The following is a 25,786-nucleotide window of genomic DNA, read 5'->3' as shown; positions in this document are numbered from 1 at the left end:
GGCGAGCGGTGGCGTCTGCCGCGACACCTGTGGTGGCCACCCCGCGGTGCTGGCCACCACGGCAGACCCGTCACAGTGTCATCGCCGGCAGCGCCCTCGAGGACCAAGGTGTAAACGACGTCGCCCCCGCTCGATCCTTTGGGATCGGGCGGGGGCGTTTCGTCGTGTCCGGGGTAGGGTGCCGTCGGGCGTCCGGTCTCGGGGAAGGGTCCGGACGCCCGCCCTTCAGGGGATGGAGTGCGCGGCGATGATCGCGGCGCGCTCGGCGTCGAACTGCTCCAGGGTGGTCCGCCGCGCATCCGACAGCGCTCGCTCGCGGCGTTGAGCTCCTGCTGGCCAGCGGGAGTGACGCGGGCGCCGAAGCTCGGCGGGTCCAGCAGGCAGAAGTCGCAGCCGTCCACGCGCTCGGTCAGGTAGCGGTGCTCTTCCTTGTGGGTCCGCCAGGCCTGGTTCTCCTGGGCCAGTTGCTCACGGGTGGTCAAGCCGCCGAGGTCGCACCATTCGGGGTGCCCCTCGCGCCGTCCGCAGCTTCCACAGACGATGTCGTTGTCGTACATCGGTCTCCATTCCTGGGGTCGTAGCGTCATCGTCTTACACCGCGGCGGGGGTACGGATCTGCCGCACCTCGGCGAGCCCGCCGGCCTCCTGGCGGATTTCGGAGAGGACCGCCCGGGCGCGCTGCGGGGAGATCTGGCCGCCGCTCGCTGCCACCGCGGCGACGGCCGCGGGCGCTTGCGCGCCGGGGTCGCGGGCGAGCAACTCGGCGATGATCCGCCGCTTGTCGGCGGGCGCGAGGTCGCCGTGGCGCTGCTCGGCGAGCGCCTCGCGAGCGGTACGAGCGTCAGCGCGAGCCGCTCGCTCGGCCGCTCGCCGTGCCTCCTCTGCCGCTTGCCGTTCGGCCTCGGCCTTGGCGGCGAGCGCCTCGCGAGCGGCGCGCTCGCGCTCGGCGGCGCGCTGCTGAGCGGCCAGGCGCTCGGCCGTGGCCAGCCGCTCGGCCCGCGCTCGTTCGGCCTCTATCGCCTGCTCAGCGGCCTCTTTCTCCGCTTGTGCGCGCTCGGCGGCCAGGCGCTCGGCCTCCGCTCGCTCGGCGGCCGCCAGGCGCTCGTTTGCCGCTCGTTCTGCCGCTTGCCGCTCGGCCTCGGCGAGCGCCTCTGCCGCTTGCCGCTCGGCGTGGGCGCGCTCGGCTGCCGCTTGCTCTGCCGCTCGCTGCTCGCTCGCCAAGCGCTCGGCGGCCGCTTGTTCCTCCGCTCGCCTGGCGCTCGCCGCGCGCTCGTCGGCCGCTCGCCGCTCGGCCTCCTCGGCGTCCCGGCGCGCTTGCTCGGCCGCTTGCCGCTCGGCCGTACGGCGCTCGGCCTCCGCTCGCTCGGCTGCTCGCCGGGCGCGGTTCCCGCGCTCGATCATGTAGAGCGCGAGGAGTGCGGGGACGTCGACCACCGCGGCGGTGCCGAGCGCCCGGGCCGTGCCGACGACGGGCGCGAGGAGCTCCACGATCGACGACAGCGACATCAGCATGCTGAGCCCGAAGAGCACGACGACCACGAAGCGGACCCCGCCCGGGGCGTCAGCGACGAACGTGTGGCTCAGCAGGCCGGCCATGAGGACGGGCAGGACGCCGGCGAGCACCGCCAGGAGGACGTCCCCCTGCGCGGCTGCAACGCCGTGGGCGATGTTCAGCGCGAGGCTGACCGTGCCGGTGATGAGGATGATCGTCCACCACAGGCCCCGGGCGGCCTCGGCGGACGGGTGGGCGGGCATGGCGGTGCCCGGGGTGAGGGACATGCTCGATACTCCGGGGGTCGGATATGGGGGGCTTTGGTCGCGGGACGCTACACCGCGGCGGCGGCCGAGCGGTGGAGGCGCGACGAGCGCGCGTCAGGTGGCGTCGGCGCCGCGGGTGTGCCACGAGGTCGACCGGACCTCGCGCAGGGCGGCCAGCATGGCCGGCCGGATGCAGACCAGCTGAAGCAGCATCAGCCCGGGCACGCCGACCAGCCAGGTCAGCCACCGGGTGACGGCTGGTAGGCCGGGGCGGCGTACGGCGTAGCCGAGGCTGGAGGTCCAGGACAGGACCAGCCAGTAGGCGATGGCCTGCCAGCCGAGGCCGTACCCCAGCACAGGCGCGAGGATCAGCAGCCAGACGAGGCCGATGGGGATGATGATCGAGACGAGCAGGTTGAACGCGGTCCACAGCATCGGCCCGGTGGGAAGGTGCGCGATCTCCCACCCGGTGTAGGCCCAGTGGGAGGAGGACCAGCGGACGCGCTGCCGGTACAGGGCGCGCAGGGTGACGGGCATGTCGGTGTAGACGAGCGCCTCGGGGACGGAGACGACCTGGCCGCGCAGGAGCGCGTAGTGCGTCAGGCGCCGGTCGTCGCCGGCGGCGACAGCGCCTTCGAGGTAGTCGGCCAGGTTGTCCAGGACGACGTCGGCGCGGTAGATGGCCAGCGCGCCGGAGCAGGTGGTGAGGCTGCCGCCCAGCCGGGAGCGGGCGGTGCGGTAGGTGAGGCAGATCGAGGAGATCTCCAGGTCGATCAGCCGCGTCAGCCAGCTGGCTGTGCGGTTGCGGGTGAGCGGCAGGCCGGTGGCGGCCTGGACGCTGGGCTCGGACATGGCGCGCAGGAGGGTACGCAGCGCGGTGGGCGCGAGGTCACAGTCGCTGTCGACGGTAAGGATGTAGTCGGCGAGCGGGCGGCCGCGGTCGCGGTGCCAGCGCAGCTCGTACAGGGCGCGTGCCTGAGCCTCGCGCTTGCCGCCGTTGGCCTGCCGGAAGATCTTGACCCGCCGGTCGAAGCGGATCCGGGTCGGCAGCCGCGTGATGTCGATCGGGTCGGTGGACCCGTCGTCGATCAGGTAGATGAGGTCCGGCACGACGGTTCCGGCGAGCAGCGAGTCGACCGTCCGCACGACGGCCGCGAGCGACTCCTGATAGCAGGGCACGATCACGGCGACGCGCCCCGGCGCGACCGGGAGGTGCTCGAACGTGCGCGGCCAGGTCGCGGCGACCAGGACCACGATGAGCACGAGGGTGGGCAGGGCGTTCAGGGCGACGGTCCAGTCCAGATGGAGCGGGCCGGTGGTCAGCCGGTAGGTGATGATCCACGCGAGCGCCACCAGCAGCGCGGTGACGCCCGCGAGGACCACCTGGGCGGACCTAGCCCCGCGTCTGCGCACGCCGCTTCCTGGTGGCGAAGCGGTAGGCCAGGATCCCGCCGATGATCGCGCCCGCCGCGATGGCCATGATCGTCGGTAACTGGAGGCCGATGCCGGCCACCGTGATGCCGGCCCCGGTGAAGGGCAGGGCGTCGTCGTACATGGGGGTCTCCAACAGTTGATGTGGGTGAAACCGATTCACACGGGATTCCGCCCCCCGGCTGGCTGCAGGGATGACGAGGAGCCAGCCAGCGGGGGCGTGGTGGCCCCTGCCCTTCCGTCCTGGGCAAGGGCCACGTGGTGAGCCCGGCCGCCAAGCCGCTGCACCGCAAACTGGCGGCCGGGCCGTCTAAGGGAGGCCTCCCGGCCGGCCGGGGCGGTACGGCTCGGCGGCGGGCGCGCTGACGCCCACGCTGCGGCCCGGGATGAACCACTGCAGGGCGGTCATGTCGGTCAGGACCGGCCCGGCCTGCGACCCGCCGCCGGGCTCGCGGTCCACGAGCTCGGCGTCGACGAGCTCGGCGTCGGGCTGCTCCGTGTGCAGCCGCTCGACGACCAGGTCGTCGCGCTCGTGGTGCACGGCGGTCACAGGTCCTCCTGGGGGTGGTGCCGCTGGTCGGGGGATAGGGGGCAGGGCACTCGGTCGTCGGGGGTCTTGCGCGCCAGGCGCCAGACGCCGGTGTCGAGCTCGGCGATCTCCTCGCTGCACGAGCGGCAGTGGGCGCGGCGACCGGTCTCCTCCAGGCTGGTCACGAGGGCACCAGGTCATCGAGCGGGATCGCGAGCTCGACGCTGAGGTAGCTCGCATCAGGTGCGTGCTCGGCGCTGTCGGCGTCCCGCACCCACGGCGCGTCGATGCCCACGCGGAGCGTCTGCGCCATCTCGTCGAACACCACGCGGCAGGAGAGGACGGCGCCTTTGTGCGTGAGGGGCAACACAGCCGACGTGAGGTCACCGATCGCGGCCATCGCCTGGCCTTCGAGCACGGCCAGACGATCCGGTAACACGATCCGCATCCACGTCCGCGCGGTCTGGATGGAGTCCTCCGTGGCCGGCAACGAGATGTCCGCCTCGAGGCTCATCAGGATCCCACCGCGACCATGGGACGCACGGACGCCTCAGCGGAGTAGTGATCTTCCGTTTCTCGGGTGGCCATGGACCAGGCGTGGCTGGAGCACTCCGCCCACCCGGGCGGCGTGCTCTGCGGGAAGCCGTTGGATGGGGTGCGCACCTCGATGCGGAGCTCGCCGGGCTCCAGCGTGGCGGTGATCTTGATGCGTCCTCCGTGCGGGGAGCGTGCGGTCGCGCCGGCCACGAGTCCGGTGATGACGCTCGCGGCGCGCTCGGCCAGGCCCTCCCCGGCGATGGCACGGATCCACGCGCTGGCGCTGGGGGCGGCATCGGGCCCAGCGGGCAGGGACTGTTCGTAGACCGTTCGTTCCTTCACCAGACCTCCACAAGCGTTATGGGATGCTCGCACTTCGTATCAGCATGGTTGCAAGCATCCTAGGATGATGTCAATCTGTTCGGGTGAATTCAGTGGATCGCGATCGCTACTTGCAAGTAGCGGACGACCTTCGCAAGCGCATCGAGGCAGGCGAGTACGAGGCCGGCGCTCGACTGCCGGCAGTACCAGCTCTCGCCGAGCGGTATGGCGTCGCCCGCGGCACCGCACACCAGGCCGTGCAGGCGCTGGCGAAGTGGGGAATGGTCATCTCCAAGAGCGGGTCGGGCACCTTCGTGCGCACCAGACTTGGCGCCCGGCAGCTGATTCGCTGCTACGACCGGATGCGCCAGTCCGGTGCGCCGATCACGAGCGGCCTCGACAGCGTGATGGCCGGCCGAAGTCAGGCGGGATACAGGTCTGAGACCGTCTACGCGGAACCTGACGTGCGCCTGCGCCTTGGCCTCGGGGACCCGGACTTGCAGGACCGGCCAGACGTCATGGCTACGGATGCGCTCTACCACGTGAACGATGAGCCGACGATGATCATCCGTTCTTGGGAGCCGCTTGCCCTCACGCGCGGCACGGAGGTGGTGTTCCCCTTGGAGGGGCCGCTGGGCGGCCGTGGCGTGATCGAGCGCATGGCGGCGCTGGGCCTGGCGGTCGATGCCACCCGGGAGGTCGTGCGCGCCCGGGCTGCGTCGCCGGAGGAAGGCGCTCAGCTTCTGCTGCCCCCGGGTGGCATGGTGCTCACGATCGAGCGGACCTTCTACGCGGGCGAGCGTCCGGTGGAGACCGCCGACTACGTCTTCCCGTGCGAACAGATCGAGTTGAGCTACGCGTGGAGGATTGACCCCCTGCGACCTGCAGGGGAGCAGGGGGAGAATCCGGGGAGAAACGATCTTGAGGCAACTCGACGCACCTCGACTGAACTCGACGCATCTCGCCCCGTGTAGAGCCCCTGACCAGGCCGTCTGGCGATTGCCCTGATCAGGGGCTTGGCTCGGCTGCGTTCACACCGAAGAGGTCACTGGTTCGATCCCAGTATCGCCCACGCAGCGCAGAGGCCGTTTCTCTAGATCTAGAGAAACGGCCTCTGCTGTTTTGGGAGAGAATCGGGAGATGATCTGCCCGGTGCGGCGGCAACTCCCAGGGCTGAGGTCAGCAGGGCCAGGTGGAGGCGGTCACCGTGTAGGTGTTCTCCGTCGACTCGGGGTCGAACCAGACGTCGAACTCGACCTCGGTGCCGTCGACCTCCTTGACCATGCACTCGGGGTCGTGGGGGTGCGGCTGCCAGCCGTGGCGGGCGGCGAGGGACTGGTAGAAGGCCTCGACACCCGCCCGTAAACCGTTGGGCGGAAGGTAGGTGCGGCTGACGGCGGCGTGGTGGTCGTCGGGGTCGTCGCAGGAGCGGCTGGGGGAGCCGAGCGGGATGGCTCCGGGCGGGGCGGCGCGCAGGAGGTCGAAGCGTGCCAGGGCGGCCTCGACGCTTTCGAAGTTGGCCTCGCAGACTCCGCGGTGGTTCCAGCCCCAGGGGGAGAGCAGCGCGAGGGTAGCGAAACCGAGGGCGAACGCCACGCAGCCGACGGCCGCCGGCACCCAGCGCAGGATCGAGGACAGGGTGGTCATCGGGCCGACCGGGAGAGGGTGCCGGTGGCGGTGTCGCTGGTCCTGCCCCAGCGGTAGCCGATCTTGCCGTCGGCGCGGTAGGTCAGGAAGAGGGTCCCCGTGCTCGTGCAGTTGCCGCCGCGCTCGGTGATCGTCTCGGTGACGGTGAGGCGGGTACGGCTCGCCTCGACGAGGGTGAGGTCACCGGAGCAGCGGAAGGTGGTGTAGTCGATGCGGCCCACGGTTTCGCCCATGTAGCCACCGTCGAGTTCGAGACGCACGGGGTAGGGGCAGCGGCTGCAGCCGCCGGTCTCGTCGAGCAGGCCTGCCCAGGTGCCGGCGAAGCGCTTTGGAAGGTCGCCGTGGTCGGGAGCGGGGGTGGGCTCGACGGTCTCGACCACCTGTTCCGGCGTGGGCGTCGGTGTGGGTGTCGGCTCCAGGGTCGGCGTGGGCTTCGGGTCCGGGGCGTGGCTGATCTGGACGTGCACCGTGGGGGAGGCACCGGGAGGGGGCGGGTCGGGATTGAGCCATCCGTCGCCGAACAAGATCACGGCGAGCGCCAGGGGGATCGCTGCGATGCCGGCGATGGCCGCCCATCTGGCCAGCCGCTTGTCTCTCGGCGTCTCGCCCGTAGCCGCCGGTAAGCCGTCAGTCATGCGCGGGATGGTAGCCGAGGGGCCTGGGGTTCTGCCCTCGACTTCGTCAGTCGCTGTGGGCACGAACAGAGCTCCCCGCCTGCCGTACGGCAAGCGGGGAGCGGGGAGCTGTGGCGGTCAGCTCCCCGCCTGCCGTACGGCGAGCGGGGAGCTGTGGTGGTCAGCTGTAGAAGTAGGTGTTGCCGCGGGAGACCGTGCTGCCGTTCTCGCCCCAGTAGGTACGGACCGAGGCGCGGTAGTACGTGTCCTCGTAGGCGGTGGCAAGGCTGGTGCAGGTGCTGCCGGAGTGGCCGTAGTAGTTGTTGTTGTCACGGATGGTCCGGGTAGGGCCGCCGCCGTTGACGGGGGTCAGCGTCACCTCGACCCAACGGGCGCCCTCGCTGTTGTAAGCCTGGACGCAGAAGCTGTCGCTGCTGTCGGTGTAGGAGATGGTGCCGTCACCGACGTTCTTGGAGAACGAGTTGGCCAGGGCCGGCTGCGCCAGTCCGAAGCTGGTCACGGCCACCGCAGCGCCGACAAGAGCAGTCTTGAACACCTTGTTCATCATTACTCCTCGCATCTGGGGCGGATCTTGCTTCCGCCTGTCATGGATCTTGATGGAGTGAGTGATTGCGACAAAAGGTCTCTAATCCACTGTTTGTTAGCTGGTCACGTGGATGTAGGGAGAAATCAACCGGATGCGCGGACGGTTGGGAGGGGGTTTGTCGGGGTCGACCTGGGGTGGGGGTGATGTTCCGGAGGGGTCGGGGTGTTCATCTTCGGGAGGGGTCAGCCGGGTTCGCAGACGCGGCCGTCGCCGTCGCGGTCCTGGTACCAGGCGTACTCCGGGTCGAGGCCGCGCCGGTAGGGGCCCAGGCCGTGGGCGTTGGCCTCCGCGCAGGTGCTGTAGCGCCGGTCGTTGGACTGGACGGGGGCGACCGGTCTGGGCTTGGGGGGCTTGGCGAGGGGCGGCACGACGATGCCGTAGCTCGTCCCGCAGGCGTCGGCGAGGGTGAGGGCCGCCTGGGCGATGACGCGGGCCCGGTTGCGGGCGGCGACGGTTCCGGAGGGGATGGCCTGGTAGGCGGTGATCGCCCGGAGGGTTCGGCGGGCCGCGGCGCCGGTGGCGGGTTCGGCCGGGAGTTTCTGGGCGGCTCGGAGGGTGCTGGCCCAGGCGGTCACGGCTGGGCCGGGGTCGAAGACCTTGCGCTGGGTGGCCTTGCCGAGGGCGGTGAGCAGGGCCACGACCCGGCGGTGCTCGCACAACGGCACCGGGGGAGTGGCCAGGGCGGCCGGTGTCGGGTTGAGTGTCGGGCTGGGCGTCGCGGTGGGGGAGGAGGTGCTGGTGGCGGTGGCCGACGGGCCGATCTCACCGGCGGTGGCCGACGGGCTGAGCTCACCGGCGGTGGCCGGCGGGCTGAGCTCACCGGTGGTGACCGACGGGCTGAGCTCATCGGCGGCGGCCGACGGGCTGGTGTCGCCGGCGGCGCACCCGGACAGCAGGACGGCGGCGGCGAGCGGGGCAAGGATCGAAGCAGTACGCATGATCACTCCAAGAGAGGGTCAGAACACGCAGTCTCGAACCACCCGCTTGCCGACAGCTTTCTGAGTGGACAAACCCGGGCAGAGATGACTTTCGCCCGCCCGGCGAGTCTCAACAGGTGAGCCACCACCGCAGAGAGGAACACGCCATGGCAAGAAGCCCACACCTCGCCAAGCTGGAGCGCCTGGTAGGGACCTGGGACCTGCGCGTCCGGACCGTCGACGGCCAGACCCTCAGCTCCGCCCGCGCCCGCGTCGAGTGGACGGAAGGCGGCGCCTACCTGGCCCTGCGTCAGGAGGGCGACCTGCCGCCGGACGCCCCGGCGGAGTGGCGCGAGAACTCGCCCCTGCCCGTCCTCTGCCTGATCGGCGTGGACGACGCCAGCGGCGAGTTCGCCTACCTCTACTCCGACGCCCGCGACGTCTTCCGCGTCTACCGCATGACCCTCGACGACACCACCTGGCGCGTGTGGCGGGCCGCGCCGGAGTTCCACCAGCGCTACATCGGCACCCTTGCCGCCGACGGGCAGACGATCACCGGCGCCTGGGAGTTCTCCAAGGACGGCGAGACCTGGACGCACGACTTCGCCCTCGACTACCACCGCACCGGCGGCCCCGCCTAGCCTGCCCCTTCCGCCCGGCCGCCGCGCGGCTCTACCTTGCTTTTCGTGAATCTGTTACTGCAGCACGCCCACAGGACGAGCGAGGCTCGATGGTGAGCCCGGTTTCGTTGCGCGACCGGGTCGAGGCCGGTCCGCTGGGCGACGGGGAGCTGTGGCGGGTGGCCGGGGCGATCGCCTCGGCCCTGGCCGGACTCCACTCCGGGGGAGTGGCGCACGGGGCGGTCAACCCCGGCAACGTCCTGCTGACGGCCGCCGGGCCGATCCTGCTGGAGCCCGGCGCGCCCGGAGCCACGCGCTCGGTGCCCGGCTACCTGTCGCCCGAGCGCCTCCACGGGTCTCCGGCCGCGCCGCCGGGCGACGTCTACGCCTGGGCGGCCACCGTCGTGTACGCCGCCACCGGGCGTCCCGCGATCGCCGCGGGGCCCGAGCTGGCGGGTGTTCCGGACGAGCTCCGGCCGCTCTTGGTTCCGTGCCTGGCCCCCGACCCCGGCGACCGCCCTACCGCCGCCACTCTCGCCGCCGCCCTCACCTCCGCGCCGCTCATGTCGTACGGCGAAGCCGCCCCGCCGTACCCTCGCCCCCTCCCGTACGGCGAAGCCGCGGCATCCGGGCGAGCAGCGGGGAACGCGCCCGCAGGACCCGGGACCTCCCCGGCGGCGCAGGTTCCACGGGGAGGAACCGGTGGTCCGGCGGTGGGTGCTCCCGAGGCAGGGGTCGGCGGCGACCCGGGGCCGCAGGGTCAGCGGGTAGGAGCCGGTGGTGATCCCAGGGTTCAGGCTTCCATGGTGGGAGCCGGTGGTGACCAGGGGGTGTTGTTCTCGGCCTCGGTCCCGCCCGTCACCCCGCGAGGCCGCGGCATCGGCATAGCCATGGCCATAGCCGCCGCCCTGACCACGATCGCCCTGATCGCGGTGACCACCCTCCTGATCACCCGCCAGAGCGAAGCCAAGCCCCAGCCCGTCGCCCAGCCGGAGCGCCAGCGCGCCACCCCCACCCCGGCCCGGTCCACGCCCGACGACTGCGCCTACACCAGGGACACCACCGGCAAGGTCAAGGAGACCGGCCTCCCCCCGGCCACCTTCGACCCGAGGAAGCTCCCGGCCACCCTCACCTTCGTCACCAACCGCGGCGCGATCGAGGTGAGGCTGAACACCGCCAAGGCCCCCTGTGCGGTCAACGCCCTCGCCCACCTGGCCAGGAAGCGGTACTACGTCGGCTCCCGCTGCCACCGGCTGGGCGGCCGCGAGTTCCCGATCCTGCAGTGCGGCGACCCGTTCGCCAAGGCCGACGGCGTCTCCACCGAGGACGGCATCGGCACCCCGGGCTTCGCCTGGCGCGAGGAGAACCTCGACGGCGCCGAGTACCGCCGCGGCGTGCTCGCCATGGCCAAGCGCGCCGACCCGAACACCACCAGCGCCCAGTTCTTCTTCCTCTACGGCGACGTGGACCTGCCCCCGGACTACACCCCGGTCGGTACGGTCATCCGCGGCCTGACGCTGCTCGACCGCGTGGCCCGCGGGGGCGTGCGGGCGGAGGGCGCGGACGGCACGGGCGCCCCGAAGCTGGGCGTGCGGATCACCGAGGTAAGGCTGGGCCACCGCGCCCGATAAGCCCCGGCAAGCCAGCCGTTGGGCCGATATTTGTCGATATGGTCACCACGAGCATCATCGACCGACACGGGGGTCGACATGAACGGGCTGCAACCCTTGGGCGGGTCGGATCCGGCTCGCCTGGGCGGCTACGAGCTGGCCGGGGTCCTGGGCAGGGGCGGCCAGGGCGCGGTCTACCTGGGCGTCTCGCCGACCGGCGAGCGCGTGGCGGTGAAGCTGCTGCACGCCCACCTGGCGAGCGACGCGACCGCGCAGCGCAACTTCCTGCGCGAGGTCGAGACGGCCCGCCAGGTGGAGGAGTTCTCCACCGCCCGCGTCCTGGCCGTCGGGCTCGCGGGCGGCCAGCCGTACGTGATCAGCCAGTACGTCCCGGGCGAGTCCCTGGAGGCGCTGATCAGGCGCGAGGGACCACGGGACGCGGGCGGGCTGCACCGGCTGGCGATCGGCACCGCGGCGGCGCTGGCCGCGATCCACCGGGCGGGGATCGTGCACCGCGACTTCAAGCCCGCCAACGTGCTGCTCGGCCCGGACGGGCCACGGGTGATCGACTTCGGCATCGCCAAGGCGCTCGACTCGACCGCGACCACGATCAGCGGGGTGCTCGGGACGCCCGCGTACATGTCGCCGGAGCAGGCCGCCGGGCTGCCGGTGGGACCCGCCTCGGACCTGTTCTCGTGGGCGCTGACCCTGGTCTACGCGGCCACCGGGCGGCCCGCGTTCGGCAGCGACAGCGTGCCCGCGGTGCTCAACCGGGTGCTGCACACGACGCCCGACCTCAGCGGCCTGCCGCCCCACCTGCGCGGGCTGCTGGAGCACTGCCTGGACAAGCGCCCCGAGGCCCGTCCCACGGCCCACCAGGCCCTCATGGCCGTCCTCGGCCCCACCGGCCCGTCCACCCCGCCCCCGCCCGGCCTCACCCCGCCGGCCGGTTCCCCCGCAGGCCCGACCTTGACGGCCGGCCCGCCCATGATGACGGCGTTCGCGGGAGACCCGGCGGCCCCCCACGGAGCCTGGACCCCCGCCGACCAGCACCCGAGAGGCCGAGGCGGGCTGTGGGCGATGGTCGGCGCGGGCGCGGGTCTCCTCCTGATCCTGGGCGTGGTCGCCGCGATCATGCTCACCTCCGCCACCCGCACCCCCGAGGTCCAGCCCCTCCAGGCCGGACCCACCCAGCAGACCTCGGCCCCGCCCGAGCCCGCCACCCTGGCCGGCACCTGGACCGGCGAGTACACCTGCACGCAGGGCGTCACCGCCCTCACCCTCACCATCACCGGCACCCCCGACGCCCTGAAGGCCACCTTCGCCTTCGGCGCCGACCCCAGCAACCCGGGCGTGCCGACCGGCTCCTTCGCCATGCGCGGCACCGTCGAGGACGGCGTGCTGCGCCTGCGCGGCGACCGCTGGATCGACCGCCCCGGCGACTACCTGATGGTCGGCCTCCTGGCCAGGCTCGCCCCCGAGCGCCCGGACCGCCTGGACGGCACCGTCGAATCCGACGGATGCACGACCTTCTCGCTCCACCGGCAGTAGCGATCATCGATGCCGGGTATGTCGTGCTTCGTGGCGCCGTACCTCGAAGGCCCAGACGGCCTGCACGTCGAACCCATCCAGCTCGAGCCGGGCTCCCCGCACCTGCTGTTCGCCCGCATGCGCGAGCCCCGGGCCAACCCCGGCGAGATCTGGTACCGCGTCACCCGGCGCGGGCTGGCCGTGGGCTTCCCCGGCTACTACCAGCTTCACGAGCTGGAGGAGATCGTCGATCTGTCCCACCTCCGCGGCCCGGATGAGCGGACTCAGCGCGGAACGGCGTGAGGACCCCGGAAAGCCTGATAGTCTTTAGACACAACGACGCGGGGTGGAGCAGTTCGGTAGCTCGCTGGGCTCATAACCCAGAGGTCGCAGGTTCAAATCCTGTCCCCGCTACCACGTGAAACGCCTTCCGGGATCATCCCGGGAGGCGTTTTTCGCATGCCGGGATGATCCCGAGGGCCTCCTCGCGAGGCCGAGGGGACCGACCACTACGTTGGTTTCGTGCTTTCCGTATCCCTCGACACGGTTCGTGTCTTCCTGCACGTCCTGGCCGCCACCATCTGGGTGGGCGGGCAGCTCACCCTCGCGTTCCTGGTCCCCGCGCTGCGGCGGACCGCGGACGGGGTGACCAAGGTGGCGGCGAACGCCTTCAACCGGGTGGCCTGGCCGGCGTTCGCCGTGCTGCTGGCGACCGGCGTGTGGAACATGCTGGCCGACGACAACGACGACCCGTCCTACAAGCTGACCCTGAACGTGAAGCTGGGCATTGTGATCGTCTCCGGGGTGACGGCGTTCCTGCACACCAGGGCCAAGACCAAGGGCGCGGTCGCGGCGATGGGCGCGGTGAGCGGCCTGACCGCGCTGGCGGCGCTGTTCTTCGGCGTGCTGCTGTCAGCGTGACCGGGCTAGGCTCGCGGGCATGTGGAGCGAGCTGACCGCCGACACCCCGGCCGCGCGCGCCGTGGAGGCCGAGCTGCTGGCCCGGTGGGCCGAGCCGCACCGCCGCTACCACGACCGCGCCCACCTGCGGGCCGTCCTGGAGGCCCTGGACGAGCTGGGCGCCACCCGCGAGGTACGGCTGGCCGCCTGGTTCCACGACGCGGTCTACGAGGGCCGCCCCGGCTGGGACGAGGAACGCAGCGCGCAACTGGCCCAGGCCCTGCTGCCGCGCTGCGGGCTCGGCCCGGAGAGCGTGGCGGAGGTCGCGCGGCTGGTCCGGCTCACCGCCGCCCACGACCAGGTCCGGCCGGGCGATCGCAACGGCGAGGCGCTGTGCGACGCGGACCTGGCGATCCTGGCGAGCCCCGCCTACGACGCCTACGCCAGCGCCATCCGCCAGGAGTACGCGCACGTGCCCGACGAGGCCTTCCGCCAGGGCCGGGCCGCCGTGCTGCGCCGGCTGCTGGCCGTACCGCGGCTGTATCGCACCGAGACCGGCCACGAGCGGTGGGAACGGGCCGCGCGGGCGAACATGACCGCCGAGCTCACCCGGCTCGGCGAGGCTTGCGCCGGCGCAGGCCCGAGGCCACCAGGCGGCGCAGCAGTTCCTGCGAGCTGACCGGCTCCGCGCCGAGCGAGACCGCCCGCGCGTGCACGGTGGAGGGCACGTCGTAGTGGTCGCGATCGAAGGCCCGCGGCGGCACGCCGAGCTCGCGGGCGAAGGCGTGCAGCTCCTCCAGGGACAGGTCGCTCACCAGGTGCGACCACATCAGGCCACGCGGGCCGGGCCAGATGGGGGGATCGATCAGGACACTCACCCCCCAACCCTACGGCCGCAGGTCACGCACCCGTCCGGTCACGGTCAGCTCGCCGAGGTCGCGCACTACCACGTCGGCGTCGCACTCGATGCTGCCGACGGCGACGACCAGCCCGAACCCGCCCTTGCGCGCCGCCTCGACCCCGGGCATGGCCCGTTCCACCAGCGCCACCCGGGCCGGGACGAGGTCCATCCGGCGGGCCGCCTCCAGCAGGATCGCCGGGTCGGGCTTGCCGGGCAGGTTCATCAGCGCCGCGTCGTGCCCGTCGACGACCAGATCGAACAGGTGGGCCAGCCCGGCCGCGGCCACCAGCCGCCGCCCGTGCCGCGACGCCGTGACCGCAGCGGTACGGCTGCCGCGCTGGCGCAGCTCGTGCAGCAGGCGCACCGCCGACGGGAAGGCGGCCACGCCGTACTTGCCGATCTGGGCGAGGAAGAAGTCGTCCTTGGCGGCGGCCAGCCCGTGCACGCTCGGCGTGCCCGCCTCGTCGTCGGGCGAGCCGTCGGGCACCTCCAGCCCGCGGGCGGCCAGGAAGGTGCGCAGCCCCTCCAGCCGGGGACGGCCGTCGACATGGCGCAGGTAATCGGCGCGGATGTCGAACGGCTCCGAACGCCCCCGCAGGAAGCCGTCCAGGACATGCTTCCACGCGGCGGCGTGCACGCGGGCGGTGTCCGTGACGACGCCGTCGCTGTCGAAGACGACGGCGCCGATCGCGGTGAGATCTATCGTCACACCACCGAAGTTACGCCTGCCGGGGTCCCCAGGCCACGGGCAGGGCGTCGAGTCCGTACACGATGGCCAGCTTGCGGAAGGGCACCTCGTCGAAGGGCACGTCCAGGCGCAGGTCCGGGAAGCGGCGCAGCAGCGCCGGGAAGGCGACGCGCATCTCCATCTGCGCCAGCGGAGCGCCGATGCAGCGGTGGATGCCGTGGCCGAAGGCCAGGTGGGAGGAGGAGGCCGGCCGCTCGGGGCGCGCCTTGTCCATCTCCTCGCCGAGCGCGGGGTCGCGGTTGGCCGCCGAGAGCGAGCAGAGCAGCATCTGCCCCTTGGTGACCTTCTGCCCGAGGAACTCCATGTCCTCGCGGGCGAAGCGCGGGAAGGCCACCTGCACCACGGTCATGTAGCGCAGCAGCTCCTCGACCACCTCGGTGATGTAGCCCTCCTGCTCGCGCACCTTGGCCGCCTCGGCCGGGTTCTCCAGCAGCCACAGCGTGCCCAGCGCGAGCATGCTCGTGCTGGTGTCGTGCCCGCCGGTCAGCAGGCCGTCGGCCATGCTGGCGAGGGTCCGGTCGTCGAGCTCGTCGCCGTGCTCGCGCAGCAGCGTGCCCAGCAGCCCGTCGCCCGGGTTCTGCCGCTCGCGCGCCACCAGGTCGGTCAGGTAGGCCATCGCGTCGTTGACCGCCTGGATGGAGGCCTCGGGCCCGGCCGAGAAGTCGAACCGGTTGGTCGACAGGCGCAGGAAGTCCTTGCGTTCCTCGTACGGCACGCCGAGCAGCTCGCAGACCACGAGCGACGGGATCGGCAGGCAGAAGGACTGCACCAGGTCGATCGGCGAGCCGTCCTTCTCCATCCGGTCGAGGTACTCCTCGACCATCGCCTCGATGCGCGGCTCCAGCCGGCGCAGGCGGCGCATGGTGAACTCGGGCGTGAGGTACTTGCGCAGCCGGGTGTGCTCGGGCGGGTCGCGGAAGCCCAGACCGCCCGGGTCGTCCTGGTTGGACCCCAGCCCGATGATGTTGCCGAAGTCGTTGCTGAAGCGCTCGTGGTCGCCGAGCACCTCTCTGACGTCCTCGTACCGGGTGACCAGCCAGACCGTCTGGTCCCCGGGGATCGCCATGGGGAACATGGGCTGTTCGGCCCGGATGCGAGCGAGCTCGCCGACCGGGTCGAAGTTCTCGCGCATGAACTGCACGAGCGGGAACTCATCCTCTACTGACATGCGATTCCTACCTGGCGGGACACCTTAGCCAAGACAAATCCTGCCGCAGAACGTCCCATTCCGGCGAATCGGCGCTGAGATCCGTCTCAGTCGAGGACCAGGACCCGCGTCTCCAGCGGCGTCTCGGGCAGCGGAGCCCGGGCCTCGAGCGACGGGGGAGCCGGCTTGGGCCTGCGGGGCTCGCGCACCCCGCCGCCGGGATCCTCGAACCGCGGGTCGTCGTCGTCCTCGGGACCGCTCCAGTGCGGCTCCCCGGGCCCGAACCCGGGCAGCGGGCCCGGCTCGCCGCCGGGGAAGACGCGGCGTCTTCGTGATCGTCTGCTCACGAGGCCTCCAACCGTTGCTTCGATTGTGCACTCGTGAACGACCGCACGCGAGGGCGGTCACCGTGCAAGAAATGTGACGAAAAGTCAGCTAGGCCCCAAGGAGCGGTAAAGGCTGGCAAAAGCCGTGCGACCTGGGTGTTTCACGGGGCTGGGGTGGCTGTTTGGCATACAACGGGACGACATTCTGCGATGATCCGGTGCGTATACAGTCGGATATCGAACCTGACGGACAGTCACTGATGCCCCCAATTGATGACATCGCTGCATTCGTCACCGAAAAACCGGCTATCGCCGGACTAATCGGTCTCTTTGCGCTCGTCGGGCTGGTTCTCGCCGTCCTGCTGATCCGGGTGGGCGGGCGCGGCCTGGCGGGCATGTGGCAGCGGTACGTGTTGCCCCGCCCGATCGAGGACGTGCTGACGATCGTGGCCGCCTGCATCGCCACCGGGGTCTCGGCCCAGGGCATGTGGCGCTTCTCCGGAGACGTGCTCGGCCTGGACGGGCCGCTGCGGCTCCTGCTGTTCGCCTTCATCGAGGTCGCCATCGTCACCAGCGCCGTGCGCGCGCGGCGCAACATGCGGGAGAACTACTCGGCCGGCATCGACGGCGTCGCGGTCTGGGCGCTGACCTGCCTGACCTCGGTGCTGTCCAGCATGGACGCGCGCAGCGTCGCCGAGGCGATCTTCCGCCTGGCCGCCCCGCTGGTCGCCGCGTGGCTGTGGGAACGCGGCATGGCCATCGAACGGCACCGCATCCGCGGCACCGGCCGGATCAACTGGCGGCTCACCCCCGAGCGGATGCTGGTGCGCATCGGCCTGGCCGAGGTGAGCGACCGCACCGCGACCGAGGTGGACGTGCACCGCCGCCTGACCCGGGTGGCGCTGGCCGCCAAGCGCGCCAAGAACCTGCGCGAGCAGGGCGCCCCCGACCGCAAGGTGCGGGCCGCGCTGGCCAGGCTGGACAAGGCCATGGACCAGGCGGTCGAGCACACCGGCCTGGCGGTCGACCCGGCCCGGCAGGAGGCGCTGCTGGCGCAGATCGCCGCGCTCTACAACACCGAGGCGCTCATCGACGCCGACCCGCGGGTGCCGTGGGGGCCGCAGTACGCCGACCACCAGCCGGTCCCGGCCCGGCCGCAGCTCCCGCCCGCGCTGGCCGAACTGGTCGAGGACGAGGACGAGGACGTCGAGATCCTCGACGCCACCCCGCAGATCCTCGACACCGCCGAGCGCGCCCGGCTGATGCGCATGGGCCGCACGTACTGGGACGAGCAGATCGAGAAGGGCAAGGTGCCGCGGACCGTCGACATCGCCGCCGAGGTGGGCATCTCGCTGGCCACCGCGCGCGAGTGGCGGGCCCTGTGGAAGCTGGAGCCGCAGGCGCACGCGCTGATCGAGCAGCTCTACCAGGAGCACGGCATCGTCGACACCGGCACCTTCCCCGCGGTAGCCGTACAATCGGCTTCTTGAGCAGCGACTCCAGGACACTCGACCGGGTCAGGAAGCTCCTGGCCAAGGCGGAGGGCACCGACAACCCGCACGAGCGGGCCACCTTCATGGCGGCCGCCTCCGCGCTGATGGCCAAGTACGGCATCGAGCAGGCCACCCTCACCGGCCGGGCGTCGCGATCGGCGCCCGGCGACCGGCTGGTCACGCTGGCCGACCCGTGGGCGCGTGAGAAGGCGCGGCTGGTCTGCCTGGTCGCGCAGGCCGTGCGCTGCCGCCCGCTGCTGATCGGGCGCGGTGAGGGCGGCCAGCGGGTGCACATCTTCGGCTTCGGCTCCGACCTGGAACGGGCCGACCTGCTGGCCACCTCGCTGCTGCTGCAGATGGCCACCGGCCTGGCCGCGGTGGACCCGCCGGCGTCCAACCCGCGGGCCTACCGGCGCTCGTGGCTGCTCGGCTTCGCCGACGAGGTGTACCGGCTGCTGCAGGCGGCCGAGGAGGCGGCCCTGCGCGACGAGGCCGCGCCCGGCACCGAGCTCGTGCTGGCCGACCGGCGGGCCGAGGTCGAGGCGGCGGTCGCCGAGGTCTACCCGCGCATCCGCCGCACGGTGCCGCGCACCAGCGGCACCGGCTACCGCGACGGCGTCGAGGCCGGCCGCCGCGCCGATCTGGAGCGCGAGCGGCTGGCGTCATCCGAAGGATGTAGGACGATCTCGTCGGCCAGCGGGAGCGGACGGGGCTAGGCCGCTTCTAGCCTTGTTTTCGTGGACAAATCACCTAAGACGCTCATCATCGGATTGATCACTTTCGCGGTCGGGCTGGCCCTGTGGCTCTGGGGGCTGGACGAGGAGATCTGGCTCGTCAACCCGCACAAGGCCGGCCTGGTCGTCATGGCGCTCGGCGGCCTGGAGGCGGCGTTCGGCGCCTACAAGCTCATCCGCTGAGCGCCGCGGACACCACCGCGCGCGCCTCCTCCTGGACCCGGGCCAGATGCCCGGGACCCTGGAAGGACTCGGCGTAGATCTTGTAGACGTCCTCGGTGCCCGACGGGCGGGCCGCGAACCAGGCGCTTTCGGTGCTGACCTTGAGCCCGCCGACGGCCGCCCCGTTGCCGGGCGCCTCGGTCAGCACCTCGGTGATCGGCTCGCCGGCCAGCTCGGCGGCGCTGACGTCGGAGGGGGAGAGCTTGGCCAGCACCGCCTTCTGCTCGCGCGTCGCCGGGGCGTCCACCCGGGCGTAGGCCGGCTCGCCGTGCCGGGCGGTGAGCTCGCGGTAGTGCTCGGACGGGCTCTTGCCGGTGACCGCGAGGATCTCCGAGGCCAGCAGCGCCAGGATGATCCCGTCCTTGTCGGTCGTCCAGACCGAGCCGTCGCGGCGCAGGAACGAGGCCCCGGCGCTCTCCTCGCCGCCGAAGCCGAGCGAGCCGTCCAGCAGGCCGGGCACGAACCACTTGAACCCGACCGGCACCTCGTACAGCCGCCGCCCGAGCTCGGCCGCCACCCGGTCGATCATGCTGCTGCTGACCAGCGTCTTGCCCACCGCGGCGCCCTCGGGCCAGCCGGGACGGTGACCGTACAGGTAGGCGATGGCCACGGCGAGGTAGTGGTTGGGGTTCATCAGCCCGTCGGGCGTGACGATGCCGTGCCGGTCGGCGTCGGCGTCGTTGCCGGTGGCGATGGCGTAGTCGCCGCGCCGCTCGATCAGCGAGGCCATGGCGTATGGCGAGGAGCAGTCCATCCGGATCTTGCCGTCCCAGTCGAGCGTCATGAAACGCCAGGTGGGATCGGTCGTCGGGTTGACCACGGTCAGGTCGAGCCGGTGCCGTTCGGCGATCTCGCCCCAGTAGGCCACGCTCGCCCCGCCCAGCGGGTCGGCCCCGATGCGCACGCCGTACTCGCGGATCGCGTCGAGGTCGACCACCGAGGGCAGGTCGCCGACGTAGGCGCCGAGGAAGTCGTAGGGCCGGCCCAGGTCCGCGCGGTACGGCACGCGCCGCACCTCCTTGAGCCCGCCCGCGATGAGCTCGTTGGCGCGGTCCTGGATCCACGAGGTGGCCGAGGTGTCGGCCGGCCCGCCGTTGGGCGGGTTGTACTTGAAGCCGCCGTCGCGCGGCGGGTTGTGCGAGGGCGTCACGACGATGCCGTCGGAGCCCGGGTGGGTGAGGATCGCGTGCGAGACGGCCGGCGTCGGGGTGTACCCGCCGCGCGAGTCGACCAGGGTCTCGACCGCGTTGGCGGCCAGGACCTCCAGTGCCGAGACGGTGGCCGGCTCGGACAGGGCGTGCGTGTCGGCCCCGAGGAACAGCGGCCCGCGCACCCCCTGGGCCTCGCGGTACTCGCAGATGGCCTGCGTGGTGGCCAGGATGTGGTCCTCGTTGAAGGCGCCGTCCAGCGCCGAGCCCCGGTGTCCCGAGGTGCCGAAGGCGACCCGCTGGGCCGCCTCGCCCGGATCGGGGCGCACCGCGTAGTACGCGGTCACGAGTTTGGCCACATCCACCAGGTCGCCCGGCCGGGCTGGCTGTCCTGCACGCTCGTGGGTCATGCAGCTAACCTTACAAACGAGCAAACAGAATGGAGTTCGGTATCCATGCGCATCGGACTGTTCCTGAGTGAGCCTCAGAGCATCGACCAGCTACGCGACTCTATCTCGGCCGCCGCGGCCGACGGTTTTCCCTCGGCGTGGCTGTCGAACATCTTCGGGCTGGAGGCGCTCACCGCCCTGGCCGTCGCCGGCTCGCAGGTGCCCGGCATCGAGCTCGGCACCGCGGTCGTGCCGACCTACCCGCGCCATCCCGCGGTCATGGCGCAGCAGGCGATGACCGCCAACGCCGCGCTGGGCGGGCGGCTCGCGCTCGGCATCGGCCTGTCGCACCAGGTCGTCATCGAGCAGATGTACGGCTACAGCTTCGACAAGCCCGCCCGGCACATGCGCGAGTACCTCGACGTGCTCCTGCCGCTGGTGCGCGGGGAGAAGGTCGACTTCACCGGCGAGACCCTCCAGGCGCACCTCGGCCTGTCCACGCCCGGCGGCGGCTTCCCGGTCCTGATCGCCGCCCTGGCCCCGCGCATGCTCAAGCTCGCCGCCGAGAAGGCCGACGGCACCGTGCTCTGGATGACCGGCCCCCGCACCGTCGCCGAGCACGTCGTGCCCGCGCTCGGCGAGGGCAAGCGCATCGTCTGCGCCCTGCCGGTCTGCGTGACCGACGACGTGGCCGCCGCCCGCGCCAAGGCCGAGCGGGTCTTCGCCGTCTACGGCCAGCTCCCCTCCTACCGGGCCATGCTCGACAAGGAGGGCGCCGCCGGCCCCGGCGACGTGGCGATCGTCGGCGACGAGGACAGCGTGCGCGCCCAGATCGAGGCCATGGCCGCGATCGGCGTGACCGACTTCGTGGCCGCCGAGTTCGGCGAGTTCGAGCGCACCCGGCGGTTGCTCCGCACGATGCTGACCTGACGGCGGCGCGGCGCAGGGCCGCCGGGAGGGCGCCTCAATAGACTCCGGCAGGGTGAGCAAGGTGCTTCATGGCATAGACGTGTCCAACTGGCAGGGCCGGGTCGACTGGGCCGAGCACGCCAAGTCCGGGGTCTCCTTCGCCTTCGCCAAGGCCACCGAGGGCGGTGACTTCGCCGACAAGTGGTTCGAGCGCAACTGGACCGGGATGCGGGAGAGCTGGCTGGTCTGCGGCGCCTACCACTTCGCCCGGCCCAGGGGCGAGCCCGCCGAGCACGTCCGGCACTTCCTGCGCCGCATCCGCGCCGCCGGCGGGCTGCGCCGCGGCGACCTGATCGCGCTCGACCTGGAGACCAACGACGGGCTGCCGCCCGAGCAGGTGGCGCGCTACGCCCGGCGCTGGTGCAACCAGATCGAGCGGCACGCGGGCGTGCGGCCCTTCGTCTACACCTACGACTACTTCGCCAGGGAGGGCAACTGCGCGGGCCTGGGCGGCTATCCGCTGTGGATCGCCTCGCCCAACCGCCCGCGCGGCAACCCGGTCGTGCCCTCGCCGTGGCGGGACTGGGCGATCCACCAGTACTCCAACAGCCCCGTGGACCGCAACGTCTTCCACGGCAGCCGTGAGGAGCTGACCAGGCTGGGCTACGACCCGCGATAGCATCGGTTTCCATCCGACAAGCGCCGTCCCAAGGGAGCCATCGTGTCAGCCGAGCTACGCATCACCCTCGCCGGAGCCGAGCGTGTGGTCGCGGCCGGGACGACGGCCGGTGACGCGCTCGAGGCCGACGGCCGCACCGTCATCGCCGCCCGCGTCAACGGCGAGCTGCGCGACCTGGCCTGGGCCGTCGCCGACGGCGACGTGGTCGAGCCGGTCGAGATCGGCTCCGCCGACGGCCGGGCGATCCTGCGCCACTCCACGGCGCACGTCATGGCCCAGGCTGTGCAGGAGCTGTTCCCCGACGCCAGGCTGGGCATCGGCCCGCCCGTGGAGAACGGCTTCTACTACGACTTCGACGTGCACCACGCCTTCCAGCCCGACGACCTCAAGCGCATCGAGAAGCGCATGCGCGAGATCGTCAAGCAGGGGCAGACCTTCAGCCGCCGCGAGGTGAGCGACGAGGAGGCCCGGCTGGAGCTGGCGGCCGAGCCGTACAAGCTGGAGCTCATCGGGCTCAAGGGCGGCGGCTCCGACGAGGAGAACGTCGAGGTGGGCGGCGGGCAGCTCACCATCTACGACAACAAGGACCCGAAGGACGGGTCGCTGTGCTGGTTCGACCTGTGCCGGGGCCCGCACCTGCCGACCACCCGGGTCATCCCGGCCTTCAAGCTCATGCGCTCCGGCGGCGCCTACTGGCGCGGCAGCGAGAAGAACCCGCAGCTCCAGCGGATCTACGGCACCGCGTGGGAGTCGCGCGAGAAGCAGGACGAGTACCTCCACCTGCTGGAGGAGGCCGAGAAGCGCGACCACCGCAAGCTCGGCGCCGAGCTCGACCTGTTCAGCTTCCCGCCGGAGCTGGGCAGCGGGCTGCCGGTCTTCCATCCCAAGGGCGGGATCATCCGCAAGGAGATGGAGGACTACATGCGCCGGCGGCAGGCGGAGGCGGGTTACGAGTTCGTCAACACGCCGCACCTCACCAAGTCGACGCTGTTCGAGACCTCCGGCCACCTGCCGTGGTACGGCGAGGACATGTTCCCGCCCTTCGAGCTCGACGGCACCGAGTACCGCGTCAAGCCGATGAACTGCCCGATGCACAACCTGATCTTCCGGGCGCGCGGGCGGTCCTACCGCGAGCTGCCGCTGCGGCTGTGCGAGTTCGGCTCGGTCTACCGCTACGAGAAGTCGGGCGTGGTCCACGGCCTGACCCGGGTGCGCGGCATGACGCAGGACGACTCGCACATCTACACCACCAAGGAGCAGATGGGCGAGGAGATCAAGTCCCTGCTCGCCTTCGTGCTCAGCGTGCTGCGCGACTTCGGGCTGGAGGAGTTCTACCTGGAGCTGTCCACCCGCGACGACTCCGACAAGTTCATCGGCGAGCAGGCCGAGTGGGACGAGGCCACCGAGGCGCTGCGCCAGGCGGCCGAGGAGTCGGGGCTCAAGCTGGTGGCCGACCCGGGCGGCGCGGCCTTCTACGGGCCGAAGATCTCCGTGCAGGCCAAGGACGCCATCGGGCGCACCTGGCAGTTGTCGACCATCCAGCTCGACTTCAACCAGCCCAAGCGCTTCGGTCTGGAGTACCAGGCGGCCGACGGCTCGCGGCAGACGCCGGTCATGATCCACCGGGCGCTGTTCGGCTCGATCGAGCGCTTCATGGGCGTGCTGGTCGAGCACTACGCCGGCGCCTTCCCGGCCTGGCTGGCTCCCGTGCAGGTGGTGGGCATCCCGATCGCCGAGGCGCACGTCGCCTACCTCCAGGACGTGGCCAAGAAGCTGCGCGAGCACGGCATCCGGGTCGAGGTCGACGCCTCCGACGACCGCATGCAGAAGAAGATCCGCAACGCGCAGAAGGCGAAGGTCCCGTACATGATCCTCGCCGGCGACGAGGACATCGCCGCCGGGGGCGTCTCCTTCCGCTACCGCAGCGGCGAGCAGAAGAACGGCGTGCCGGTCGAGGACGCGGTGGCCGAGATCGTCAGCGCCGTCGAGCGCCGCGTCCAGGTCTGATCCCGTACGGCAGGCGGCGACCCCGGGGTTCGGGGCCGCCGCCTGTTCCGTGCCTGGCCAGCGCGGGAAAGCCTGGTCAGCGCGGGAAGAGTTCGAAGCTGACCGCCCGCTGCCCGCCGAACGACTCGGCGGTCATCCCGGTGAACCCGGTCAGCAGCTCCCGGACGTAGGCCTCGGGCTCCTGGTCGGTCAGCGCCTCGATGTAGGCGCGGTGCTCCAGCAACGACCGGATGCCCAGCTCCAGCCCCTCGTCGCTGATCGCCGCCGCATGCGTGGGCTGCGGCGAGGCGGCGACCGCCACCCAGCGCACCCCGTTCCACGGCTCAGGCCCGGCGTCGGGGAAGATCCACCGGTTGCCCGCGTCGCCCGCCGCGTCCAGCGTGGCGCGGCCCACGGCCCGGTGGTCGGGGCTGTTCCAGGCCACGCCGCCGAAGGTGTCGCGGTGGTTGAGGGTGATCACCAGCTCGGGCCGGTGGCGGCGGATCGCGGCCGCCAGCTCCCGGCGCAGCGCCGGGCCGTACTCGATCACCCCGTCGGCGTGGTCGAGGAACTCCACCACGCTCACGCCGACGACGGCGGCGCTGGCCAGCTGCTCGCGTTCGCGCAGCGGCGCGGCCTTGGCCGGGTCGAGCGTGTCGATGCCCGCCTCGCCGCGGGTGACCAGCACGTAGGCCACCTCCCGGCCCTCGGCGGTCCAGCCGGCGATGGCCGAGGCGCAGCCGTACTCCAGGTCGTCGGGGTGGGCCACGATGGCCAGCGCCCGCGACCAGTCCTCCGGCATGGGCTCGAGCTGGGGTGTGGTCATTCGGCTCGCCTCCGCGTTCTCTATGCTGCTTGACATGCATGAGCCCGACAACTTCGAGCGGTTGTGGACCCCGCACCGGATGGCCTACATCAAGGGCGAGAACAAACCTACCGGCCCCGGATCCGGGGACGGCTGCCCGTTCTGCGAGATCCCGAAGCTCAGTGACGAGGACGGGCTGGTGGTCGCCCGCGGCTCCGCCGTGTTCGCGGTGCTCAACCTCTACCCCTACAACTCCGGCCACCTGATGGTCGTGCCCTACCGGCACATCCCAGGCTACGACCAGCTCACCGCCGAGGAGGTGACCGAGCTGGGCGAGTTCACCCAGCGGGCGATCCGCGCGCTGCGCAAGGCGAGCGACCCGCAGGGCTTCAACGTGGGCATGAACCTCGGCACCGTCGCGGGCGCGGGCATCGCCGCGCACCTGCACCAGCACGTGGTGCCGCGCTGGGGGGGCGACACCAACTTCATGCCGGTCATCGGGCAGACCAAGGTGCTGCCGCAACTGCTGCCCGACACCCGCGAGCTGCTGGCCCAGGCCTGGGAGTGAGGCCCGGCGGCCGGCGGCCCGCGATGGGGGAGTCTTGGCGGTGACGGGCGTTTGCCCGGGCCGCCGGGCGGGGGATGCCCTGCCGCATGGGTGGATTCAGCCGGCTTGACCGGCGGCTTTTCGCGCGGGTGGCCAAGGCGCGTTGGCCGGGCGCCGAGCAGGTCCTGCCCAGGCTGTCGCAGGCGGCCAACCACGGGCTGCTGTGGTTCGGCGTCGCCGGGCTCATGGCCGCGATCGGCGGGCCGAGCGCCCGCCGGGCGGCCCGCCGGGGCGTCGCCTCGCTCGCGCTGGCCTCGCTGGCCTCCAACACCGCCGGAAAATGGCTCGCCGAGCGGACCCGGCCTCCGATCGACTCGGTGCCGCTGGTCCGGCGGCTGACCCGGCAGCCGCACACCTCCTCCTTCCCCTCCGGCCACTCGGCCTCGGCCGCCGCCTTCGCCGCCGGGGTGGCCGTCGAATCGCCCGCGCTCGGCGCCCTGGTCGCGCCGCTCGCGGCGGCCGTCGCCTTCTCCCGGATCTACGTCGGCGTGCACTACCCGACCGACGTGCTGGGCGGCTGCCTGGTCGGGCTCGGCGCGGCCGGCGTCACCCGCGCGGCGCTGCCGCCCGGTCCGCGCGTGCACGACCGCCTGCACGGCGCCGCCTCGGCCCCCGCGCTGCCGCGGGGCGCGGGGCTGGCCGTCGTGGTCAACAGCGGCGCCGGCGTGGGC

General features: G+C 71.9%; 32 protein-coding genes, 2 tRNA genes and 1 pseudogene. 17 read left to right on the top strand and 18 right to left on the bottom strand.

What is annotated here, in order from left to right; translation table 11 throughout:
• The 8 genes and pseudogenes from AB0I67_RS42510 to AB0I67_RS42475 form a co-directional block, all read right to left on the bottom strand.
• A pseudogene (locus AB0I67_RS42510) lies at positions 1-557 on the bottom strand (hypothetical protein); the annotation flags it as partial.
• A 34-nt stretch (positions 558-591) separates the two neighbouring features.
• Positions 592-1,779 carry a hypothetical protein gene (locus AB0I67_RS42505; RefSeq protein WP_357936568.1) on the bottom strand — a complete coding sequence of 396 codons (1,188 nt, stop codon included), beginning with the start codon at positions 1,777-1,779 and terminating at the stop codon, positions 592-594.
• A 93-nt stretch (positions 1,780-1,872) separates the two neighbouring features.
• Complete coding sequence (locus AB0I67_RS42500) at positions 1,873-3,171, bottom strand: glycosyltransferase (RefSeq protein ID WP_357936567.1); 1,299 nt, start codon at positions 3,169-3,171, stop codon at positions 1,873-1,875.
• Positions 3,152-3,313, bottom strand: a complete 162-nt coding sequence (locus tag AB0I67_RS42495) for a hypothetical protein (RefSeq protein WP_357936565.1) — start codon at positions 3,311-3,313, stop codon at positions 3,152-3,154. Before AB0I67_RS42495 ends, AB0I67_RS42500 begins: the two co-directional genes overlap by 20 nt.
• Positions 3,314-3,499: 186 nt before the next feature.
• On the bottom strand, positions 3,500-3,739 hold the full coding sequence (locus tag AB0I67_RS42490) for a hypothetical protein (RefSeq protein ID WP_357936563.1): 240 nt from the start codon (positions 3,737-3,739) through the stop codon (positions 3,500-3,502).
• Positions 3,736-3,903, bottom strand: a complete 168-nt coding sequence (locus AB0I67_RS42485; RefSeq protein WP_357936561.1) for a hypothetical protein — start codon at positions 3,901-3,903, stop codon at positions 3,736-3,738. The genes AB0I67_RS42490 and AB0I67_RS42485 overlap by 4 nt, the downstream gene beginning before the upstream one ends.
• Positions 3,900-4,232 carry a hypothetical protein gene (locus tag AB0I67_RS42480; protein ID WP_357936559.1) on the bottom strand — a complete coding sequence of 111 codons (333 nt, stop codon included), beginning with the start codon at positions 4,230-4,232 and terminating at the stop codon, positions 3,900-3,902. Before AB0I67_RS42480 ends, AB0I67_RS42485 begins: the two co-directional genes overlap by 4 nt.
• The gene (locus AB0I67_RS42475) at positions 4,232-4,597 is read right to left on the bottom strand and encodes a hypothetical protein (RefSeq protein ID WP_357936557.1); all 366 of its coding nucleotides are present in this window, start codon (positions 4,595-4,597) and stop codon (positions 4,232-4,234) included. Before AB0I67_RS42475 ends, AB0I67_RS42480 begins: the two co-directional genes overlap by 1 nt.
• Before the next feature lie 92 nt (positions 4,598-4,689).
• On the opposite strand from AB0I67_RS42475, the gene AB0I67_RS42470 reads away from it, so the two are divergent.
• Both AB0I67_RS42470 and AB0I67_RS42465 read left to right on the top strand, forming a co-directional pair.
• Positions 4,690-5,550, top strand: coding sequence for a GntR family transcriptional regulator (locus tag AB0I67_RS42470; protein ID WP_357936555.1), 861 nt, complete (start codon positions 4,690-4,692; stop codon positions 5,548-5,550).
• A 20-nt stretch (positions 5,551-5,570) separates the two neighbouring features.
• Positions 5,571-5,648 (top strand) — tRNA-Val (locus AB0I67_RS42465).
• Positions 5,649-5,755: 107 nt separating this feature from the next.
• On the opposite strand, the gene AB0I67_RS42460 is transcribed toward AB0I67_RS42465, so the two are convergent.
• The 4 genes from AB0I67_RS42460 to AB0I67_RS42445 all read right to left on the bottom strand — a co-directional run bounded on the left by AB0I67_RS42460 (position 5,756) and on the right by AB0I67_RS42445 (position 8,382).
• Positions 5,756-6,223: a hypothetical protein gene (locus tag AB0I67_RS42460; RefSeq protein WP_357936553.1), complete on the bottom strand. Its 468-nt coding sequence runs from the start codon at positions 6,221-6,223 to the stop codon at positions 5,756-5,758.
• Positions 6,220-6,858, bottom strand: a complete 639-nt coding sequence (locus tag AB0I67_RS42455) for a hypothetical protein (RefSeq protein WP_357936551.1) — start codon at positions 6,856-6,858, stop codon at positions 6,220-6,222. Before AB0I67_RS42455 ends, AB0I67_RS42460 begins: the two co-directional genes overlap by 4 nt.
• A gap of 160 nt (positions 6,859-7,018) precedes the next feature.
• Positions 7,019-7,402 (bottom strand): hypothetical protein, encoded by a 384-nt coding sequence (locus AB0I67_RS42450; RefSeq protein ID WP_357936549.1) that lies wholly within the window; start codon positions 7,400-7,402, stop codon positions 7,019-7,021.
• A gap of 224 nt (positions 7,403-7,626) precedes the next feature.
• On the bottom strand, positions 7,627-8,382 hold the full coding sequence (locus tag AB0I67_RS42445; protein WP_357936547.1) for an excalibur calcium-binding domain-containing protein: 756 nt from the start codon (positions 8,380-8,382) through the stop codon (positions 7,627-7,629).
• Positions 8,383-8,528: 146 nt separating this feature from the next.
• On the opposite strand from AB0I67_RS42445, the gene AB0I67_RS42440 reads away from it, so the two are divergent.
• From AB0I67_RS42440 to AB0I67_RS42410, 7 genes are all read left to right on the top strand, one after another.
• Positions 8,529-9,002: a hypothetical protein gene (locus tag AB0I67_RS42440; RefSeq protein WP_357936545.1), complete on the top strand. Its 474-nt coding sequence runs from the start codon at positions 8,529-8,531 to the stop codon at positions 9,000-9,002.
• A gap of 89 nt (positions 9,003-9,091) precedes the next feature.
• Complete coding sequence (locus AB0I67_RS42435) at positions 9,092-10,612, top strand: peptidylprolyl isomerase (RefSeq protein ID WP_357936543.1); 1,521 nt, start codon at positions 9,092-9,094, stop codon at positions 10,610-10,612.
• A 78-nt stretch (positions 10,613-10,690) separates the two neighbouring features.
• Positions 10,691-12,142, top strand: coding sequence for a serine/threonine-protein kinase (locus AB0I67_RS42430; protein ID WP_357936541.1), 1,452 nt, complete (start codon positions 10,691-10,693; stop codon positions 12,140-12,142).
• 9 nt (positions 12,143-12,151) lie between these two features.
• Complete coding sequence (locus AB0I67_RS42425) at positions 12,152-12,424, top strand: hypothetical protein (protein ID WP_357936539.1); 273 nt, start codon at positions 12,152-12,154, stop codon at positions 12,422-12,424.
• 37 nt (positions 12,425-12,461) lie between these two features.
• Positions 12,462-12,538: transfer RNA gene (locus AB0I67_RS42420), tRNA-Met, on the top strand.
• A 105-nt stretch (positions 12,539-12,643) separates the two neighbouring features.
• Positions 12,644-13,042 (top strand): hypothetical protein, encoded by a 399-nt coding sequence (locus AB0I67_RS42415; RefSeq protein ID WP_357936537.1) that lies wholly within the window; start codon positions 12,644-12,646, stop codon positions 13,040-13,042.
• Between the two features lie 19 nt (positions 13,043-13,061).
• On the top strand, positions 13,062-13,700 hold the full coding sequence (locus AB0I67_RS42410) for a metal-dependent phosphohydrolase (RefSeq protein ID WP_357936535.1): 639 nt from the start codon (positions 13,062-13,064) through the stop codon (positions 13,698-13,700).
• On the opposite strand, the gene AB0I67_RS42405 is transcribed toward AB0I67_RS42410, so the two are convergent.
• The 4 genes from AB0I67_RS42405 to AB0I67_RS42390 form a co-directional block, all read right to left on the bottom strand.
• Complete coding sequence (locus AB0I67_RS42405; RefSeq protein WP_357936533.1) at positions 13,627-13,899, bottom strand: DUF4031 domain-containing protein; 273 nt, start codon at positions 13,897-13,899, stop codon at positions 13,627-13,629. The two genes, AB0I67_RS42410 and AB0I67_RS42405, sit on opposite strands and share 74 nt — an antisense overlap.
• A gap of 9 nt (positions 13,900-13,908) precedes the next feature.
• On the bottom strand, positions 13,909-14,631 hold the full coding sequence (locus AB0I67_RS42400) for an HAD-IA family hydrolase (protein WP_357936531.1): 723 nt from the start codon (positions 14,629-14,631) through the stop codon (positions 13,909-13,911).
• A gap of 10 nt (positions 14,632-14,641) precedes the next feature.
• Positions 14,642-15,838, bottom strand: coding sequence for a cytochrome P450 (locus tag AB0I67_RS42395; RefSeq protein ID WP_357936530.1), 1,197 nt, complete (start codon positions 15,836-15,838; stop codon positions 14,642-14,644).
• Positions 15,839-15,924: 86 nt separating this feature from the next.
• Positions 15,925-16,164 carry a hypothetical protein gene (locus tag AB0I67_RS42390; RefSeq protein WP_357936528.1) on the bottom strand — a complete coding sequence of 80 codons (240 nt, stop codon included), beginning with the start codon at positions 16,162-16,164 and terminating at the stop codon, positions 15,925-15,927.
• A gap of 239 nt (positions 16,165-16,403) precedes the next feature.
• Between AB0I67_RS42390 and AB0I67_RS42385 the strand changes: the two genes are divergently transcribed.
• From AB0I67_RS42385 to AB0I67_RS42375, 3 genes are read left to right on the top strand one after another with little or no spacing between them, the layout of a single operon-like run.
• Complete coding sequence (locus tag AB0I67_RS42385) at positions 16,404-17,633, top strand: hypothetical protein (RefSeq protein WP_357936526.1); 1,230 nt, start codon at positions 16,404-16,406, stop codon at positions 17,631-17,633.
• Positions 17,630-18,352, top strand: coding sequence for a DUF2786 domain-containing protein (locus AB0I67_RS42380; RefSeq protein WP_357936524.1), 723 nt, complete (start codon positions 17,630-17,632; stop codon positions 18,350-18,352). Before AB0I67_RS42385 ends, AB0I67_RS42380 begins: the two co-directional genes overlap by 4 nt.
• 21 nt (positions 18,353-18,373) lie before the next feature.
• The gene (locus AB0I67_RS42375; protein ID WP_357936522.1) at positions 18,374-18,553 is read left to right on the top strand and encodes a DUF5708 family protein; all 180 of its coding nucleotides are present in this window, start codon (positions 18,374-18,376) and stop codon (positions 18,551-18,553) included.
• On the opposite strand, the gene pgm is transcribed toward AB0I67_RS42375, so the two are convergent.
• Positions 18,543-20,150: a phosphoglucomutase (alpha-D-glucose-1,6-bisphosphate-dependent) gene (gene pgm / locus AB0I67_RS42370; protein ID WP_357936520.1), complete on the bottom strand. Its 1,608-nt coding sequence runs from the start codon at positions 20,148-20,150 to the stop codon at positions 18,543-18,545. The two genes, AB0I67_RS42375 and pgm, sit on opposite strands and share 11 nt — an antisense overlap.
• 45 nt (positions 20,151-20,195) lie before the next feature.
• Between pgm and AB0I67_RS42365 the strand changes: the two genes are divergently transcribed.
• Genes AB0I67_RS42365 through thrS form a run of 3 tightly spaced genes read left to right on the top strand, consistent with a single transcriptional unit; the run spans position 20,196 to position 23,724 of the window.
• A complete protein-coding gene (locus AB0I67_RS42365) occupies positions 20,196-21,059 on the top strand; it encodes a TIGR03564 family F420-dependent LLM class oxidoreductase (protein WP_357936518.1) in 864 nt (287 codons plus the stop codon).
• 52 nt (positions 21,060-21,111) lie between these two features.
• Positions 21,112-21,717, top strand: coding sequence for a glycoside hydrolase family 25 protein (locus AB0I67_RS42360; protein ID WP_357936516.1), 606 nt, complete (start codon positions 21,112-21,114; stop codon positions 21,715-21,717).
• Between the two features lie 42 nt (positions 21,718-21,759).
• Positions 21,760-23,724, top strand: coding sequence for a threonine--tRNA ligase (gene thrS, locus AB0I67_RS42355; RefSeq protein WP_357936514.1), 1,965 nt, complete (start codon positions 21,760-21,762; stop codon positions 23,722-23,724).
• 76 nt (positions 23,725-23,800) lie between these two features.
• Here thrS and AB0I67_RS42350 read toward each other — a convergent pair whose 3' ends face one another.
• Positions 23,801-24,529 carry a PIG-L family deacetylase gene (locus AB0I67_RS42350; protein WP_357936511.1) on the bottom strand — a complete coding sequence of 243 codons (729 nt, stop codon included), beginning with the start codon at positions 24,527-24,529 and terminating at the stop codon, positions 23,801-23,803.
• A gap of 34 nt (positions 24,530-24,563) precedes the next feature.
• On the opposite strand from AB0I67_RS42350, the gene AB0I67_RS42345 reads away from it, so the two are divergent.
• Together AB0I67_RS42345 and AB0I67_RS42340 are read left to right on the top strand one after the other, a co-directional pair.
• Positions 24,564-25,076 (top strand): HIT domain-containing protein, encoded by a 513-nt coding sequence (locus AB0I67_RS42345; protein WP_357936509.1) that lies wholly within the window; start codon positions 24,564-24,566, stop codon positions 25,074-25,076.
• A gap of 86 nt (positions 25,077-25,162) precedes the next feature.
• A partial coding sequence (locus tag AB0I67_RS42340; protein WP_357936507.1) for a phosphatase PAP2 family protein occupies positions 25,163-25,786 on the top strand: 624 nt, incomplete at its 3' end.

Origin of the sequence: Nonomuraea sp. NPDC050310, from assembly GCF_040655795.1 — a bacterium.
Lineage (GTDB): Bacteria > Actinomycetota > Actinomycetes > Streptosporangiales > Streptosporangiaceae > Nonomuraea.
This window is presented reverse-complemented; position numbering and strand designations above follow the sequence as displayed.

Coding starts and splice junctions, on each gene's coding strand:
- AB0I67_RS42505 (WP_357936568.1), bottom strand. CDS start 1,779: ATGTCCCTCACCCCGGGCACCGCCATGCCCGCCCACCCGTCCGCCGAG.
- AB0I67_RS42495 (WP_357936565.1), bottom strand. CDS start 3,313: ATGTACGACGACGCCCTGCCCTTCACCGGGGCCGGCATCACGGTGGCC.
- AB0I67_RS42480 (WP_357936559.1), bottom strand. CDS start 4,232: ATGAGCCTCGAGGCGGACATCTCGTTGCCGGCCACGGAGGACTCCATC.
- AB0I67_RS42460 (WP_357936553.1), bottom strand. CDS start 6,223: ATGACCACCCTGTCCTCGATCCTGCGCTGGGTGCCGGCGGCCGTCGGC.
- AB0I67_RS42455 (WP_357936551.1), bottom strand. CDS start 6,858: ATGACTGACGGCTTACCGGCGGCTACGGGCGAGACGCCGAGAGACAAG.
- AB0I67_RS42450 (WP_357936549.1), bottom strand. CDS start 7,402: ATGAACAAGGTGTTCAAGACTGCTCTTGTCGGCGCTGCGGTGGCCGTG.
- AB0I67_RS42445 (WP_357936547.1), bottom strand. CDS start 8,382: ATGCGTACTGCTTCGATCCTTGCCCCGCTCGCCGCCGCCGTCCTGCTG.
- AB0I67_RS42440 (WP_357936545.1), top strand. CDS start 8,529: ATGGCAAGAAGCCCACACCTCGCCAAGCTGGAGCGCCTGGTAGGGACC.
- AB0I67_RS42435 (WP_357936543.1), top strand. CDS start 9,092: ATGGTGAGCCCGGTTTCGTTGCGCGACCGGGTCGAGGCCGGTCCGCTG.
- AB0I67_RS42430 (WP_357936541.1), top strand. CDS start 10,691: ATGAACGGGCTGCAACCCTTGGGCGGGTCGGATCCGGCTCGCCTGGGC.
- AB0I67_RS42425 (WP_357936539.1), top strand. CDS start 12,152: ATGCCGGGTATGTCGTGCTTCGTGGCGCCGTACCTCGAAGGCCCAGAC.
- AB0I67_RS42410 (WP_357936535.1), top strand. CDS start 13,062: ATGTGGAGCGAGCTGACCGCCGACACCCCGGCCGCGCGCGCCGTGGAG.
- AB0I67_RS42395 (WP_357936530.1), bottom strand. CDS start 15,838: ATGTCAGTAGAGGATGAGTTCCCGCTCGTGCAGTTCATGCGCGAGAAC.
- AB0I67_RS42385 (WP_357936526.1), top strand. CDS start 16,404: ATGCCCCCAATTGATGACATCGCTGCATTCGTCACCGAAAAACCGGCT.
- pgm (WP_357936520.1), bottom strand. CDS start 20,150: ATGACCCACGAGCGTGCAGGACAGCCAGCCCGGCCGGGCGACCTGGTG.
- AB0I67_RS42365 (WP_357936518.1), top strand. CDS start 20,196: ATGCGCATCGGACTGTTCCTGAGTGAGCCTCAGAGCATCGACCAGCTA.
- AB0I67_RS42350 (WP_357936511.1), bottom strand. CDS start 24,529: ATGACCACACCCCAGCTCGAGCCCATGCCGGAGGACTGGTCGCGGGCG.
- AB0I67_RS42345 (WP_357936509.1), top strand. CDS start 24,564: ATGCATGAGCCCGACAACTTCGAGCGGTTGTGGACCCCGCACCGGATG.